This window comes from Kistimonas asteriae, from assembly GCF_018263925.1.
In the GTDB taxonomy this organism is placed as follows: Bacteria; Pseudomonadota; Gammaproteobacteria; order Pseudomonadales; family Endozoicomonadaceae; genus Kistimonas; species Kistimonas asteriae.
This window is the reverse complement of record NZ_JAEVHF010000004.1, coordinates 171,511-187,290: the sequence shown is the minus strand read 5'-3', so window position 1 is coordinate 187,290 and position 15,780 is coordinate 171,511. Positions and strand designations below refer to the sequence as shown.

At 52.3% G+C, this 15,780-nt stretch carries 10 protein-coding genes; 1 reads left to right on the top strand and 9 read right to left on the bottom strand.

Going from position 1 to position 15,780, the window contains the following annotated elements; genetic code table 11:
* Nucleotides 1–136 precede the first annotated feature (136 nt).
* The 9 genes from KHS78_RS06670 to KHS78_RS06630 form a co-directional block, all read right to left on the bottom strand.
* Nucleotides 137–1,555, bottom strand: a complete 1,419-nt coding sequence (locus tag KHS78_RS06670) for an FAD-dependent oxidoreductase (protein ID WP_211826437.1) — start codon at nt 1,553–1,555, stop codon at nt 137–139.
* A 159-nt stretch (nt 1,556–1,714) separates the two neighbouring features.
* On the bottom strand, nt 1,715–6,172 hold the full coding sequence (gltB, locus tag KHS78_RS06665) for a glutamate synthase large subunit (RefSeq protein WP_211826435.1): 4,458 nt from the start codon (nt 6,170–6,172) through the stop codon (nt 1,715–1,717).
* A 443-nt stretch (nt 6,173–6,615) separates the two neighbouring features.
* Nucleotides 6,616–7,695: a 3-dehydroquinate synthase gene (aroB, locus tag KHS78_RS06660; RefSeq protein ID WP_211826433.1), complete on the bottom strand. Its 1,080-nt coding sequence runs from the start codon at nt 7,693–7,695 to the stop codon at nt 6,616–6,618.
* 15 nt (nt 7,696–7,710) lie between these two features.
* Nucleotides 7,711–8,223 (bottom strand): shikimate kinase AroK, encoded by a 513-nt coding sequence (gene aroK, locus KHS78_RS06655; protein ID WP_211826431.1) that lies wholly within the window; start codon nt 8,221–8,223, stop codon nt 7,711–7,713.
* Between the two features lie 8 nt (nt 8,224–8,231).
* A complete protein-coding gene (locus tag KHS78_RS06650; RefSeq protein WP_211826428.1) occupies nt 8,232–10,244 on the bottom strand; it encodes a type IV pilus secretin PilQ in 2,013 nt (670 codons plus the stop codon).
* Between the two features lie 71 nt (nt 10,245–10,315).
* Complete coding sequence (locus KHS78_RS06645) at nt 10,316–10,843, bottom strand: pilus assembly protein PilP (protein ID WP_211826426.1); 528 nt, start codon at nt 10,841–10,843, stop codon at nt 10,316–10,318.
* Nucleotides 10,843–11,457 carry a type IV pilus inner membrane component PilO gene (locus KHS78_RS06640; protein ID WP_211826424.1) on the bottom strand — a complete coding sequence of 205 codons (615 nt, stop codon included), beginning with the start codon at nt 11,455–11,457 and terminating at the stop codon, nt 10,843–10,845. The genes KHS78_RS06645 and KHS78_RS06640 overlap by 1 nt, the downstream gene beginning before the upstream one ends.
* The gene (locus KHS78_RS06635; RefSeq protein ID WP_211826422.1) at nt 11,454–12,008 is read right to left on the bottom strand and encodes a PilN domain-containing protein; all 555 of its coding nucleotides are present in this window, start codon (nt 12,006–12,008) and stop codon (nt 11,454–11,456) included. Before KHS78_RS06635 ends, KHS78_RS06640 begins: the two co-directional genes overlap by 4 nt.
* Nucleotides 12,008–13,072 (bottom strand): type IV pilus assembly protein PilM, encoded by a 1,065-nt coding sequence (locus KHS78_RS06630; protein WP_211826420.1) that lies wholly within the window; start codon nt 13,070–13,072, stop codon nt 12,008–12,010. The genes KHS78_RS06635 and KHS78_RS06630 overlap by 1 nt, the downstream gene beginning before the upstream one ends.
* 186 nt (nt 13,073–13,258) lie before the next feature.
* Here KHS78_RS06630 and KHS78_RS06625 point away from each other — a divergent pair, with 186 nt between their 5' ends.
* On the top strand, nt 13,259–15,739 hold the full coding sequence (locus KHS78_RS06625; RefSeq protein WP_211826418.1) for a penicillin-binding protein 1A: 2,481 nt from the start codon (nt 13,259–13,261) through the stop codon (nt 15,737–15,739).
* Nucleotides 15,740–15,780 lie beyond the last annotated feature (41 nt).

Sequence of the window (15,780 nt, the reverse complement as noted above, 5' to 3'; positions counted from 1 at the left end):
TTTGCACTGAATATTCCGCTCCCGGTTCTTGAAGTATCGGCCATACAGAGCTGCCCATAAGCGTAATCACCGCAAAGCATAAGAATAAAAAACCGGCTTAAGCCGGTTTTTTATTTACTCAGGTCATAACTGTTTTTCAGACTTCCAGGTAATCGAGTATCCCTTCCGCAGCCTGCCGACCTTCCCAGATCGCCGTGACCACCAGATCAGAGCCTCGCACCATATCACCGCCTGCAAAGATCTTCGGGTTATCGGTCTGGAACTTATAGTGTCCATTTTCTGGCGCTATAACGCGACCAGAGTCGTCCATTGCAACGCCCTGTGCATCAAACCATGGCGCAGGGCTCGGCCGGAAACCAAAGGCAATCAGCACCGCATCCGCAGGCAGGATTTCTTCGCTGCCCGGCACCGGCTCCGGACGACGCCGACCGCGCTCATCAGGCTCACCCATCCGGGTTGTGATGACCTTGACCCCTTCCACTCGATCCGTACCGACAATCTCAACAGGCTGCCGGTTAAACAGAAATTCAACGCCTTCCTGTCGGGCATTCTCCACTTCGCGCCGGGATCCCGGCATATTCTCTTCATCACGCCGATAAGCACAGGTGACTTTCGCCGCCTGCTGACGGATGGCCGTACGGTTACAGTCCATGGCAGTATCGCCACCACCGAGTACAACGACTTGCTTGCCTTTCATATCAATAAAATCGTTCGGGGATTTTTCAAAATCCAGACAACGATTCACATTGGATATCAGGTAAGGCAGCGCCTCATGGACACCAGGAAGGTTTTCCCCAGAGAAGCCTCCTTTCATATAGGTGTACGTGCCCATCCCCATGAAGACCGCATCATATTCGTCCAGCAGTGCGTCTATGGTGACATCACGACCAATGTCGGTATTCAGCCGGAATTCAACCCCCATTTCTGTGAAGAGCTCACGCCGGCGCTGCATGACGGTCTTTTCCAGCTTGAACTCCGGAATACCAAACGTCAGCAATCCGCCAATTTCCGGGTTGCGATCGAAAACAACCGGCTTGACGCCATTTCTCACCAGCACATCGGCACAACCCAGACCGGCGGGCCCTGCCCCAATCACCGCCACACGGCGATCGGTCCATTCCACCTGGGACATATCCGGCTTCCAGCCAAGCGCCAGCGCCGTATCTGTAATGTACTTTTCCGTCGAACCGATCGTGACCGCACCGAATCCATCATTCAGCGTGCAGGCCCCTTCACAGAGACGATCCTGGGGACAGACCCTGCCACAAACTTCCGGCAGCGTATTGGTCTGATGCGACAGCTCGGCAGCCTCAATGATATTGCCTTCAGCGACCAATTGGAGCCAATCCGGAATATAGTTATGAACCGGACACTTCCACTCACAATAGGGGTTACCACACGACAGACAGCGATGGGACTGGGCCGCCACCTGCTTCTGTGAGAACGGCTTATAGATTTCCTCAAACGCCTGCTTACGAATCCGGAGCGGCTTTTTATCAGGATCCTTACGGCCGACTTCCACAAACTGGAAGTCATTGTTCAGTCGTTCAGCCATATACACCTCATGAAACTTGTCGTCCTTCTCCGGTGTATGAGCATTGGGTTGCGTAAGGTGTCATCGTCTTGGTCATGCCTCGCATTGCCCGGGTAACGCTTGCTCATACCCTTTTCTTATTCAACCGGCTGCCATCGGCAGCCAGCTCGACGATCACGGTTATTCAGGACGGCCTCTTACCGTGGCCAGAAGACTGTTCATGCTGGCCGCCTTGGGCTTCACCAGCCAGAAACGGCCCACATAATCCTCGAAATCCTCCAGCAGGGTACGACCCCACTCGCTGCCGGTTTCCGCCACGAACTCGGCAATGATGCCATGCAAGTGGGTCTGGTGGTCTTCCATGGATTCTGCGTCGATACGGTGGATATCCACCAGTTCATGGTTGTAACGGTCAACAAACTGGCGATCCATATCCAGCACATACGCAAAACCGCCGGTCATGCCCGCACCAAAGTTGTGTCCGGTCTTACCAAGGACTGTCACCAAACCGCCGGTCATATATTCGCAGCAGTGGTCACCGGCACCTTCAACCACAACGTGGGCACCGGAGTTACGCACAGCCAGCCGCTCACCGGCCCGACCGGAGGCAAACAGCTTGCCGCCGGTCGCACCATAGAGGCAGGTATTACCGATAATGGCACCTTCATTGGACGGGAATGCGCTGCCCTGGGGCGGACAGATAACAAGCTTGCCACCCGCCATGCCTTTTCCGACATAATCGTTGGCATCGCCTTCAAGGTGGAGGTTCAAACCACCGGCATTCCAGACACCAAAACTCTGTCCGGCACTCCCCATCAGGCGAACTGTCAGCGGCGCGTCAGACATCCCGAGATTGCCATGTCGACGGGCAATTTCACCGGACAGGCGGGCACCAATCGAGCGATCACAGTTACCCACCTCATAACTGAACTCGCCGCCACTTGCAGATTCAATCGCTGGCAACATATCGCTGACCATACGCTCTGCCAGCTCGCCCTGATCAAACGGTGGGTTACGTTCCTGCAGGCAGGTATTGGGTTTATCCGCTGCGACATAGCTGTTACCCAGAATCGGCGAAAGATCCAGCTGAGACTGCTTAGACGTCTGCCCTTCCTTCACTTTCAACAGATCTGTACGCCCAACAACCTCTTCCAGACTGCGATAACCGAGGCTTGCCAGCCACTCACGAACCTCTTCTGCCACAAATGTGAAGAAGTTCATGACCATTTCGACCGTGCCGATGAAATGCTCATCCCGCAGGTTCTGGTTCTGGGTCGCTACACCTGTCGCACAGTTGTTCAGGTGGCAGATCCGCAGGTATTTGCAGCCCATCGCCACCATCGGCGTCGTACCAAAACCATAGCTTTCCGCGCCCAGCATGGCGGCCTTGATAACATCCAGGCCGGTTTTCAGACCTCCATCGGTCTGCAGCCGCACTTTGCCGCGCAAATCATTAGAACGCAGTGCCTGCTGTGCTTCACTCAGACCCAGTTCCCAGGGCGATCCGGCATAGCGAATGGAGGTCAATGGACTGGCAGCTGTGCCGCCGTCATAGCCAGAAATCGTGATCAGGTCAGCATAAGCCTTGGCAACACCGGCAGCGACCGTCCCGACACCCGGTTCAGAGACCAGTTTTACAGAGACCAAAGCCTCAGGGTTGACCTGCTTAAGATCAAAGATCAACTGCGCCAGATCTTCAATGGAGTAGATATCATGATGCGGCGGCGGTGAAATCAGCGTAACCCCCGGTACCGAATACCGTAAGCGGGCAATCAGGCTATTAACCTTGCCGCCCGGAAGCTGCCCACCTTCACCCGGCTTTGCGCCTTGAGCAACCTTGATCTGCAGCACCTCTGCATTCACCAGGTAATGTGGCGTTACACCAAATCGGCCCGAGGCAATCTGCTTGATCTTGGAAACACGATTAGTACCAAACCGGGCTGGATCTTCGCCACCTTCTCCCGAGTTAGAGCGTCCGCCCAGTCGGTTCATAGCTTCTGCCAGTGCTTCATGAGCTTCGGGTGACAGCGCACCAAGGCTCATGGCCGCAGAATCAAAGCGGCGCAAAATCGCCTCGACCGGCTCAACATCTTCAAGGGGAATCGGCTTGCGATCACTTTCCAGGGCAAACAGATCACGGATCACCGCGACAGGGCGCTGATTGATCATCCCGGCATAATCCCGGTATTTAGCTCTGTCACCGGTTTTCACTGCAGCCTGAATCGTCTGCACCACATCCGGATTGAAGGTGTGGTATTCACCACCATGGACATACTTCAGTAGTCCACCCTGCTGAATCGGCTTTCGCGCTTTCCAGGCGTCATCAGCCAGTAAATGCTGTTCTTCCTGGAAATTCACAAAACCGGCACCACTGATGCGACTGGTCACGCCGCAGAAGCAGAGGTCAACAACTGGCTGACTCAAACCAATGGCTTCAAACAGCTGGGCACCCCGGTAGGACGCAATGGTGGAAATGCCCATTTTGGACATAATCTTGAGCAGTCCCTTACCAATCCCTTTCCGATATGCCTTGTAAGCATCGATCGGATCAGCAATCAATTCGCCGGTCTGGATGAGATCATGAATGATTTCATAGGCCAGGTAGGGATAGACCGCCGTCGCCCCAAAGCCGATCAGAACCGCAAAGTGGTGAGAATCCCGGGCAGTACCGGTTTCCACGATGATGTTGGCGTCACTACGCAACCCAGCCTGAATCAAGCGGTGATGGACAGCGCCTGTTGCCATGGCAGGATTGATCGGCAACCGGCCTTTCTCAATATAACGATCCGTCAGCTGCAGCAGCACCTTGCCTTCACGAATCGCCTGCTCAGCCGCATCACAGACCGCAACTATGGCCTGCTCAAGCCCAGTCGCCGGATCATAGTTCAGCTCAATTCTGGCCACTTCAAGGTTGCCCACCTCATGGTGCGCATTGGTCAGGTTCAGGAACTTGGTGGACGACAGTACAGGAGATTTCAGGATCACCCGCTCAGCATGTTCAGGGGTTTCCTGGAACATGTTTTTTTCAGCACCGAGACAGGTTTCCAGCGACATGACGATCGCTTCCCGCAAGGGGTCAATGGGCGGATTTGTCACCTGAGCAAACTGCTGACGGAAATAGTCGTAAACAGGGCGTACTCGCTGAGACAAAACCGCCATTGGCGTATCGTCGCCCATGGAGCCAACCGCTTCCTGGCCATTTTCAGCCAGAGGACGAATGACTTGATTACGCTCTTCAAAGGTAACCTGGAACATTTTCTGGTGCTCATTCAGCACCGCCTTATCAAAATGTTCCACGCGGTGTTCATTTTCAATGAACTTCGACTGAATCCGGTACGCCTTTTTCTTCAGCCACTGCTTGTAAGGCTGACGCCCCTTGAGATGGTTGTCGATAGCGTGTGCTTCAAGAATTTCACCGGTCTGGGTATCAATAGCCAACACCTCACCGGGACCGACACGCCCCTTGGCAATCACATCTTCAGGCTGGTAGTCATAAACACCAATTTCTGAAGCGACCGTCAGATAACCATTCTTCGTCTTAACCCAGCGTGACGGACGCAACCCATTGCGATCCAGTGCACAAACCGCATAGCGGCCATCACTGATTACAAGTCCGGCAGGCCCATCCCAAGGCTCCATATGCATGGAGTTATATTCATAAAACGCCCGTAGTTGCGGATCCATGGTATCGACATTCTGCCAGGCCGGCGGCACCAGCATGCGAATGGCTCGATAGAGATCAACACCACCTGTGACCAGAATTTCCAGCATATTATCCAGGCTGGAGGAATCGGAACCGGTCCGGTTAACCAGCGGCCGAACAGATTCCAGATCTGGCAACAGCTCCGATTTGAACTTGCTGGCACGGGCTTCTGCCCAATTGCGGTTACCCATAATGGTGTTGATTTCACCGTTATGCGCCAACATCCGGAACGGCTGAGCCAGGGGCCAGCGGGGCATGGTATTGGTTGAGAATCGCTGATGGAAAACACAGATGGCCGTTTCAAAACGGGAATCGCTCAGATCCGGATAGAATTGCGGCAGATCCACCGGCATCATCAGGCCTTTGTAGGTCACCACGCGGCTGGATAATGAGCAAATATAAAACTCATCGTCATCAGAGAGCGCAATTTCTATCCGACGTCGCGCCATGAACAGTGCGGCGGCAAGATGGACTTCATCCTGCTCATTATCTGGCGCGATAAAGACCTGCTCAATACGGGGCAGCTGCTCAAGAGCAATCGGCCCAAGACACTCGCTGTTAACCGGGACTTCACGCCAACCCAATACCCGGATATTTTCAGCCGCCAGCTCCTGCTCAAACCGTTGACGTGCGACCTGCGCAACCTGCTCATCGCGATTCATGAACACCATACCAATCGCATACAGCGACGGTAGGGTGAGCCCCAACTGTTCATTCACAATGGTTCGGAAAAAGTGATCCGGTATCTGGATCAACAGACCACAGCCATCCCCGGTTTTACCGTCAGCAGCGATACCGCCACGATGGGTCATACAGGTCAATGCCTGGATAGCTGTCTGGAGAAGATGATGGCTTTTTATGCCTTCGGTGTGGGCAATGAGCCCGAAACCACAGTTATCCCTGAACTGCTCGGGATGATACAGACCTGCATTCATAGGCACACTCTCATCAGCCAATTCTGGTAATCATTATTCGGCAATCTGCGTTCCTGTCAGGTATTAGTACCGCCGACTCCCCTGCCGGCTATTCCCTGTTATGGTCCGCAAAAACTTCGCCCGATAGCATTCTGAGCCTTCAATGGCTGTCTGGCGATGGCATGAGCAGGCCGCAATTGCGTGCAATGGCTGCTCCCCCTCTAGGCGTCCACCATGCCAGTGATCGCGAAGCGCTGCCCCGATACGATTTTTGTACGTCTAGCAGGGACTATCATTGTCGGGGCAAACGGCCGCCATTTTACACATCAAGACGCAAGACCACAAACCAACCCTTCTTTCAATACGGGAAAAGTCGTATCAGAATCAATTTGTTAGAAAGAAAAAATCCGAAAGAAGTGGCAAGACTGCATCAATGCACAGCCTTGCTTAAGAAAGATGATTATTTAATCGACAAATTCTGCCAGGGTGGCATTCAGGTAGTCCGTCGAAAAATCAGACGTCACCACCGCATCACCGACAGCATTCAACAATACCAGTCGCAATGTGCCATCCAGCACTTTTTTATCGACCCGCATCAGCGACAAAAAGTCATTCGCAGACATATTCGATGGAGGCCTTACCGGTAACCGGGAAGACTCCAGCAATACGGCAAGATGCTGTACTTCATCGCGATCAATCCAACCTTGTCTGGCAGAAAGATCCATGGCCATGATCATGCCTGTCGCAACCGCCTCGCCATGGAGCCACTTGCCATAGCCCTGATGCGTTTCAATGGCATGACCGAAGGTATGTCCCAGATTCAGAATGGCGCGACGCCCTGACTCTTTTTCATCCTCGGAAACCACCCTTGCCTTGTTCTCACAGGAGCGGATCACGGCTTCTGTCAGCAACTCCGGCTGACGCGCGAGCAAGCCTGCCATATTGTCCTGAAGCCATTGATAGAAATCGCTATCACAAATCAGACCGTACTTGATCACCTCCGCCAAACCGGCCGATAACTCATTGTCCGGCAAGGTATCCAGTGTGGAGATATCCGCAATCACACAGTTGGGCTGATGGAATGCGCCAATCATATTCTTGCCCAGCGGATGATTCACGCCGGTCTTTCCACCGACAGAAGAATCAACCTGTGACAACAGTGTTGTTGGCACCTGAATGAAATCCACTCCACGCTGGTAGCAGGCGGCTGCAAATCCGGTCATGTCACCCACAACACCACCACCCAGAGCAACCAGCGTTGTCGTTCTCGTGTGGCGCGCTTCCAGAAGATGGTCAAAGATGCCGTTAACAGTATCCAGCGTTTTCCACTGTTCCCCATCCGGCAAAACCACATCAATCACATTGAAACCTGAAAGCGCCTGCCGAACCTGTGACAAATACAGAGGCGCTACCGTTTCATTGGTGACTATGACAACATCGCGCCCCCAGATATGTGGCGTATAGAGTTCAGGGCGGGAAATCAGATCAGAACCGGTATAGATCGGATAGGATCGATCCCCCAAGTCAACAGTCAGCGTTTTCATCCACAACCTCGATAATCACTGATTCAGGGCATCGACTATTTTGTTCACTACCTGACGGGGATTTCCGCGACTGGTCGAAACCACCACATCGGCCAGTTCACGATAAACCGGCTCACGCTCGGCATAAAGGTCTCGAATCACTTCGTCTCGATTTGGTTTTTGCAGTAATGGCCGACTCTTGTCCTTTTCCATGCGCCGGACCAGTGTATCGACCGCAGCGTCCAGAAAAACCACAAAACCGGTTGCGCTGATAATCTTGCGGTTCTCAACATGCATCACCGTCCCACCGCCCGTAGCAATAATCTGGGCCGATTGCTGACTGAGATCGTGCAACACATCGGTTTCACGTTTCCTGAACCCTTCTTCACCTTCCACATCAAAAATCCAGGCAATCTCAGCCCCACAACGGGCCTCAATCTCCTGATCAGTATCTGTAAAGGAGAGCCCGAGATCGTTGGCAAGCAGGCGACCGATGGTGCTCTTTCCCGCACCCATCGGCCCCACCAGATAGATAATCCGTGACTGCATATAACCCATCAGCGTAGCGCTAGTGTGTCAGAAATAATCTTGGGGGTAATAAATATCAAGACTTCTTTTTTGATATTGGAGTTCGTTGTACGGCTAAAAAGACTACCGACACCCGGCAAATCCCCCAACAGTGGAACCTTTGACTTACCCTGCGTCTGTATATTATTGAAAATACCGCCAATAACCAATGTCTCTCCATCGTTGACAAGCACTTTTGTCTGAACTTCGTTCTTGTCGATAGAGGGCACAGAACTGGAACTGCTACCCGTGCTCTTTACAGAGTCATTTGTCACCTTGATATCCATAATAACCCGGCCATCAGGTGTGATCTGAGGTGTTACCTCCAAAGACAGAACCGCCTCTTTGAACGATGTACTGGTAGCACCACTGGATGACGCTTCCTGATAAGGAATCTCTGTACCGTTTTTAATAGTCGCCTTCTGCTTGTCTGATGTGACAATCTTGGGCTGAGAGATCACCTCACCACCACCGTCAGCTTCCAAGGCCGAAAGTTCAAGACTCAATGTCGTATTATCGGTGACAAAACCCCATGTAAAGCCACTGGAACCAGCCGTACTCAGGTCAACGAACATATTGTCGATTTTGCTTTTGTCACCATCCTGCCCCTTACTACCACTCCATTTAACACCAATATTTTTTTCAAAACTGGTATCAGCAGTGACGATTCGAGCCTCGATCTGAACCTGTTTAACCGGTACATCAATTTTCTCCACCAGATCCATAATAGCATCCAGTTTTTCCCGCGTTTCCTGAATCAAAAGGCTGTTGGTACGCTCGACAACCTGAACACTGCCCCGCTCTGACAGCGTACGATTACCTTCTCCACCCAAGAGCACAGAGGCAACTTCATCGGCGCTGGCATAATTGATTTGTAATATCTGGCTGACCAGTGGGGCTAGCTCATCGATCTGCTGCTTGGATTCCAGCTCCTGACGCTCTCTGGCTGCAAGCTCTTCAGCTGGAGCCACCGTCAACACATTGCTTTCCAAACGCTTATCAAGCCCCTTGGACTTCAAAACAATATCCAACGCTTGATCCCAGGGCACATTTTTGAGGCGCAACGTGACATTTCCACCGACAGTATCGCTGGCAACCAAATTCAAATCCTTGAAGTCAGCAATGAGCTGCAATACAGAACGAACCTCAATATCCTGGAAATTCAGTGAAAGCTTTTCACCGTCATAGGCAAAACGTTCTTTCTTGAGCTCTTCAGACTCTTCTTTCGTTAGAGGCTTAACACTCACAGTCAGCTTGTTTTCTGCCTGCCAGGCAAGGTAGTCATACTCACCTTCCGGCTCAATCACAACCAGTGCATTGCCATCACGAACCCTGGCATCAATGAATTTGACCGGTGTTGCAAAATCCACCACATCAAGACGATTATTCAACCCTTCCGGCAAACTGACCCCCGGGAAAGACAGCTCAAGTCGCCCCCCTGTCTCATCCAGGTCCATGGTTGCATCTGAAGAAGCAAGGGTAATAACGATATTACCTTCACCAGCCTCACCACGATGAAAATCAATATCAGAGATCTCCTTGACGCCATAGCGACCTCTAGCTCCCTCCATGCCTGACTCAGGTTCGGGGAAGCTTTCTGCCGTTCCCTCTCTGCCATCCCCAATCATGATATAGAGGTTTTTACCCTCAGTACGCGTGCTATAGCCGGCAGGATTATTGAGACTGACGATCAGGCGGGTACGTTCATTGGTTTCCAATACCGCCACATTTCGGGCGTTGGCAAACCCAATCTCATTATACTTGGGCACATTGCTCAAGGTGCCAATCAAGTCAATGGCAATCCGAGCGGGTTGCTCAATGGTATATCCCTTGATTTGAGGAGGCCGGCCATCGAACTCCAACTTGAGTTCAACCTTGTCCCCCGGCAGTGATGCAGCATCTATGCCCTCAAGGATGGCGGCAACGGCCGATGTCACCCCGCCTAACCCTAGAATCAGAAAAAGAGCCGCCACTCTTGCAGCAGAACCCAGTATTATTTTCATCAGCCCTACCCACACACTTGTCATTTTCGTAATTCTGTTTTTGTTATCGGCATGTCTTGAGCAGGCCGTAGTTATTGCTCAGTCAACGTCAGTGTTCTCGGCCGTTCCACCCAGCTTTCCGGGCCGCTTGGTATAATTTCAAGAAGCTGGATACCTGCCTCGGTGATAGCAATAATACGCCCGTGATTCCGGCCAATATAATCACCAACTCGAATCCGGTAAACACTCCCTTCCGTACGAACAAGCCCCCAGATACCCTCACTATTGCTGAGAGTGCCTACCATGGAGAAACTGTCAACCGGGAAATTTTCCAGAAATTGCTTCACTCGGTTTGTATCGGGCTTGATATCACTGTTTACCCGCTGCTTGATTGTCTGAATTTTTATAGGGGGCTCAAATGGGCTTCGCATGCCACCAGCACTGTAGGTAAAACTTTCATAAGGGGTAAAGGTTGGCAATGGTTTGATCTGCCCCTTGGGTTTTGCCCTGACCTCATCCATAAACCGTGACAAATCATCATGATTCGCCCCACCGGAACAACCACTGAGCAACAGAGCCGCCCCAAAAACAGCTGCAATCGCCGCTACTGTATGCTTCATCACTGCGCCCCCTTATCGTTATAACGATAGGTTTTGGCCAGAATCTGCATAGTCAGCACCCCCCCAGAATTACCTGGAGTCAGCTTGAAGTCATGTAGAGTGACGATTCTGGGGAGGTTTGCCACACCACTGACGAAACTGCCAATGTCATGGTATCCCCCTTTCACACTGATACTGATCGGTAACTCAATATAGAACGCGTTCACCACCTCAGGCTGGAGATTGATAAAGTTAAACTCCAATCCTGACCCAACACCCAGGTAAGTAATATCTTCCAACAGACCAGGCACCTCGGTGTCACTGGGCAACTGCCTGAGCAAGGCACCAAACGATGTCTCCATCTCCACCATCTGCTGCTTATAGGATTCTACATTAGCCGCCTGAAACGCCTTGGTCTGGAACTCCTCACGCAGCTGACGCTCCTTCCGTACCACCTGATCCAGGGTACCCTGCATATCACTCAAATAAAGGGGATAACCGATGCCAATCACGGCAACAAAAACCAGCACACAAGCAATAATCTTGACAACTGCAGGCCATGACCCGACGTTTTCAAAGTCCAGGTCATTAATATCGAAATCATTGAGTTTCTGTAATGAATCCCCAAGGCTCATGACTCATCCTCCTGCTTGGGGGTCACCTGTAGTACGGTGAGATCAAAACTACTACCACGCCCATCCCCCAAAGCCTTAACCGCCGTCAGGTTCGGACCGTCAAACCATTTCGATTCGTCAAACTGTCGCATCAGGGCAGAAATACGGTTATTGGATTCCGCAATCCCCTTGATCGTGATGTTATTGCCCCGCATATCCAGAAACGTGAAATACACGCCATCAGGGGCCACGCGAACCAATTCATCAAACACCCGAACAATAACAGGTCGGTTACCTTGTAAGCTCTGAATAACCCCCATCCGCTCCAGCAACTCTTCGCGGCGCTTCTTGAGGTTTTTAATTTCAGCAATGCGCGAATTCAGCCCATTGATTTCTTTCTGGACGAATTGGTTTCTGTAACGCTGGGTCTCAACCTGACCATCAATATAGGTTCCCATAAAGAACACGAGGACAAGCGACGTAACAGCGGACACACCCAGCATGATGAAAAAACGCTGTTTCCGTGCCTGGCGAAGCTCCTCGCGCCAGGGCAACAGATTAATCTTTGCCATCAGTCAAAGCTCCTCATGGCCAACCCGCAGGCGATCATCATCGCCGGGGCGTCATTGGTCAGTGCACTGGCATTCACACGACTGGCAACAGCCATATCGGCAAACGGGTTGGCCACGACACAGGGCGTACCAATCTTTTCTTCAATCAACTGAGCCAGCCCCGTCGTAGAGGCCGTACCGCCGGCAAGCACTATGCAGTCAACGTCGTTATAATGACTAGCTGAATAAAAGAACTGAAGACTGCGGGAAACCTGTTGCACCACCGCATCCCTGAAAGGCTCCAGCACCTCGGGACCATAATCATCCGGCAAATCGTTCGTTTTCTTGGCCAGTCCTGCCTCTTCAGCACTCAACCCATAACGACGCTGAATTTCTTCGGTCAGTTGACGGCCACCAAACATCTGCTCACGGGTATAAATTGTTTTACCGTCTTGCAGCACACTCAATGTCGCCATCGTCGCGCCAATATCCATCACCGCAACGGTAGGATCAGCCGCACCAACATTAAGCTGGGGCAGAACCATCTCAAAAGACCGCTCCATGGCATAGGCTTCGATATCCACGACTTTGGCCGCCAGACCCGCTAGATCCAGCACAGCCTCACGCATCTCAACATTTTCCCGACGGCAGGCGGCAATCAGAACTTCAGCGGTTCCCGGATTATTCTCGTGCGCCCCCTGCACTTCAAAGTCGATTGCCACCTCATCGAGCGGATAGGGGATATACTGATCCGCCTCAACCATGATCTGACTTTCCATGTCATCATCATTCAGGCTGGCGTCCATATCGATGGTTTTGGTGATAACGGCCGCACCGGAAACGGCAACCGCCGCATTCTTGAGCGATGTTCGAGATTTGGACACAAGTTTCTTGATCGCCTCACCCACAGCGTCAAGATCATTAATGTTTTTGTCGACAACCGCATTCGGCGCTAGAGGCTCAACAGCGTAGGCCTCAACCTTATACTGTTTGCTACCCCGACTCAGCTCCAGCAACTTCACGGATGTGGAACTGATATCAATCCCCAGCAGGGAGTTCGATTTCTTATTCAGCAGCCCCAGCACTGTTTTTATCCCGTAAGTGTTAGTATATCTTTTTATATCATTATCTTATGTTACCTTTTTCATTAAATAACAGACAGCACATGAGCGCAATTGTGCTATCGGGGCGCCGCAGGCTTATAATGGCCTCTCTTTCACGCTCTACGACGCGCAAAATAAGCGCAACTCTTTAATTTAACTGAAGAAATTATGAAGACAGCGGTAAAACTGGCGAAATTTGGCTTATGGTGCGGCATTGCTGCATTTTGTGGTGCACTACTCATTTCCGCCAGCGTCTTTCTCTATCTGAGCCCAGCGCTCCCCTCGGTCGATAGCCTGAGAGACATCCGCCTGCAAACGCCATTGCGGGTCTTTTCTGCGGACCACAAACTGATTGCCGAGTTTGGCGAAAAACGTCGAAGCCCTATTCAGTATGAGGATCTTCCTGAGCCAATGCTCAAAGCGTTCCTCGCCGCCGAGGATGATCGCTTCTACTCCCATAACGGCGTCGACATCATGGGCCTGCTGCGCGCCACAGCGCAATTGGTCTCCACCGGCAAGATCAAATCTGGCGGCAGCACAATCACCATGCAGGTCGCCAAAAATTTCTTTCTCAGCCATGAACGGGTCTTTTCCCGCAAGTTCAATGAAATCCTGCTGGCACTGGAAATCGAGAGAAAGCTCAGCAAAAACGAGATTCTTGAGCTGTACCTGAACAAAATTTATCTCGGCAACAGAGCGTATGGCGTCGAAGCGGCTGCTCAGGTGTATTACGGCAAGCCCTCCAGTGAACTAACACTGGCCGAGATGGCCATGATCGCCGGTCTGCCCAAGGCACCATCCCGTTACAATCCTCTCGCGAACCCCCGTCGCGCTCTGATTCGGAGAGACTGGATCCTGTCCCGGATGTACGACCTGGGCTACATCACCCAAGTGGACATGCAGGCGGCTATCGAACAACCGGTCACCGCACAATACCACGGCCTCCCTATTGAGCTTGAGGCGCCGTATGTCGCAGAGATGGTTCGCCAGGAAGTCGTGGAGCAATTTGGGCAGGAAGCCTACACCGACGGCTATGAAATCTATACCACTGTAAATAGCAACGATCAGATTGCAGCAAATAAAGCCATTGACCACGGAATCCAGGCCTATGACGAACGTCACGGCTACCGCGGCCCTGAAGCCCAGCTGGGCGACTCACCAGACAACTGGCACCAGGCGCTCATGAGCACTGGCCGTGTTGGGCAGCTTAAGCCTGCCATCGTCACCGCCTTCAACGGTGATTCCACCGAGATTCTGTTCAAAAAAGGCGAAACGGCTCAACTCCCCTGGACTGGCATCGAGTGGGCTCGCCCCTACATCACGGTCAACCGGCAAGGCCCCAAACCCAAGAAACCGGAAGACATTTTGGCTGAGGGCGACCTTATCCGTGTCAGACAGCAGCCGGATGGCAGCTACAGACTAAGCCAGATACCCGATGTCCAAGCGGCCCTGATCGCCATCTCGCCTAAAAACGGTGCAGTTGAGGCTCTGGTTGGCGGCTTCAACTTCTATGACAGCAAATACAACCGGGTTACCCAGGCCAGTCGCCAGGCTGGTTCTGCCTTCAAACCGTTTGTCTACAGCGCTGCACTTGCCAATGGCATGACTGCCGCGACACTCATTAACGATGCCCCCATTGTCTTCAGTGATGACAAACTGGAAAGCCATTGGCGCCCCCAGAATGACAACATGAAGTTCTATGGCCCCACTCGCTTGCGAAAGGGCCTGTATCGCTCTCGCAACCTGGTCTCTATCCGCGTACTGCAACGTACAGGCGTCCAGCGCACCATTGACTACATGGAAAAACTGGGACTTCCACGAGAGAAACTACCCCGAAACCTTTCACTGTCACTGGGAAGCGCCGACCTCACCCCTCTGGAGCTGACAACCAGCTATGCCATTCTTGCCAATGGTGGTTTCCGGGTTGAGCCCCATTTGGTCCAACGAATCGACCGGCTCGAAGAAACCCTTTACCAGGCCAATCCTCCGACGGCTTGCCGGGACTGTTCCGACATTCACAAAGGTCAGCCCGATGCGGAGCAGGCCATCAGTGACCTGATACCCAATGAGACCTTGTCACCGACCATTGCCAGTACGATCAATGACTTTGCCCTGATGTCGGCACTGCCTACCGGTGCCCCGTTCACCATCAACTACGCGGAACGGGTGATGGGTGAGCGGGTCAACTACATCATCAACAGTATTATGCAGGATGTCATTCGCAAGGGGACGGGGCGCCGCGCTCTGGCACTCAAGCGTGACGATCTGGCCGGCAAGACCGGGACAACCAACGACCAGAAAGATGTCTGGTTTGCGGGTTACAATCCTGATCTGCTGGCCACCGTCTGGCTTGGCTTTGATCAACCACGACCTCTGGGGCGCTGGGAATACGGCGCTAACGCCGCACTGCCGATGTGGGTTGAATTCATGCGTACTGCTCTGAAAGACGTCCCTGAATCCTACCTGCCACAACCTGCAGGAATCACGACCATCAAGATCAACCCGGAAACCGGCAAGCCGGCACGTCCTGATGATCCAAATGCCATTTTTGAAATATTCCGCACAGAAAAAGCGCCGAAGGCAGACTTCTCTGATGAGCAGATGCCAGCCCTGGAGACTGAAACCTTCAATCCTGACGAAATTTTCTGAAGCCACAGTTATCCCAGACAACAAAAAACCCCGCTTAGCGG

Coding starts and splice junctions, on each gene's coding strand:
- KHS78_RS06640 (WP_211826424.1), bottom strand. CDS start 11,457: ATGAGCCTTGGGGATTCATTACAGAAACTCAATGATTTCGATATTAAT.
- KHS78_RS06645 (WP_211826426.1), bottom strand. CDS start 10,843: ATGAAGCATACAGTAGCGGCGATTGCAGCTGTTTTTGGGGCGGCTCTG.
- KHS78_RS06635 (WP_211826422.1), bottom strand. CDS start 12,008: ATGGCAAAGATTAATCTGTTGCCCTGGCGCGAGGAGCTTCGCCAGGCA.
- aroK (WP_211826431.1), bottom strand. CDS start 8,223: ATGCAGTCACGGATTATCTATCTGGTGGGGCCGATGGGTGCGGGAAAG.
- gltB (WP_211826435.1), bottom strand. CDS start 6,172: ATGAATGCAGGTCTGTATCATCCCGAGCAGTTCAGGGATAACTGTGGT.
- KHS78_RS06670 (WP_211826437.1), bottom strand. CDS start 1,555: ATGGCTGAACGACTGAACAATGACTTCCAGTTTGTGGAAGTCGGCCGT.
- aroB (WP_211826433.1), bottom strand. CDS start 7,695: ATGAAAACGCTGACTGTTGACTTGGGGGATCGATCCTATCCGATCTAT.
- KHS78_RS06650 (WP_211826428.1), bottom strand. CDS start 10,244: ATGAAAATAATACTGGGTTCTGCTGCAAGAGTGGCGGCTCTTTTTCTG.
- KHS78_RS06625 (WP_211826418.1), top strand. CDS start 13,259: ATGAAGACAGCGGTAAAACTGGCGAAATTTGGCTTATGGTGCGGCATT.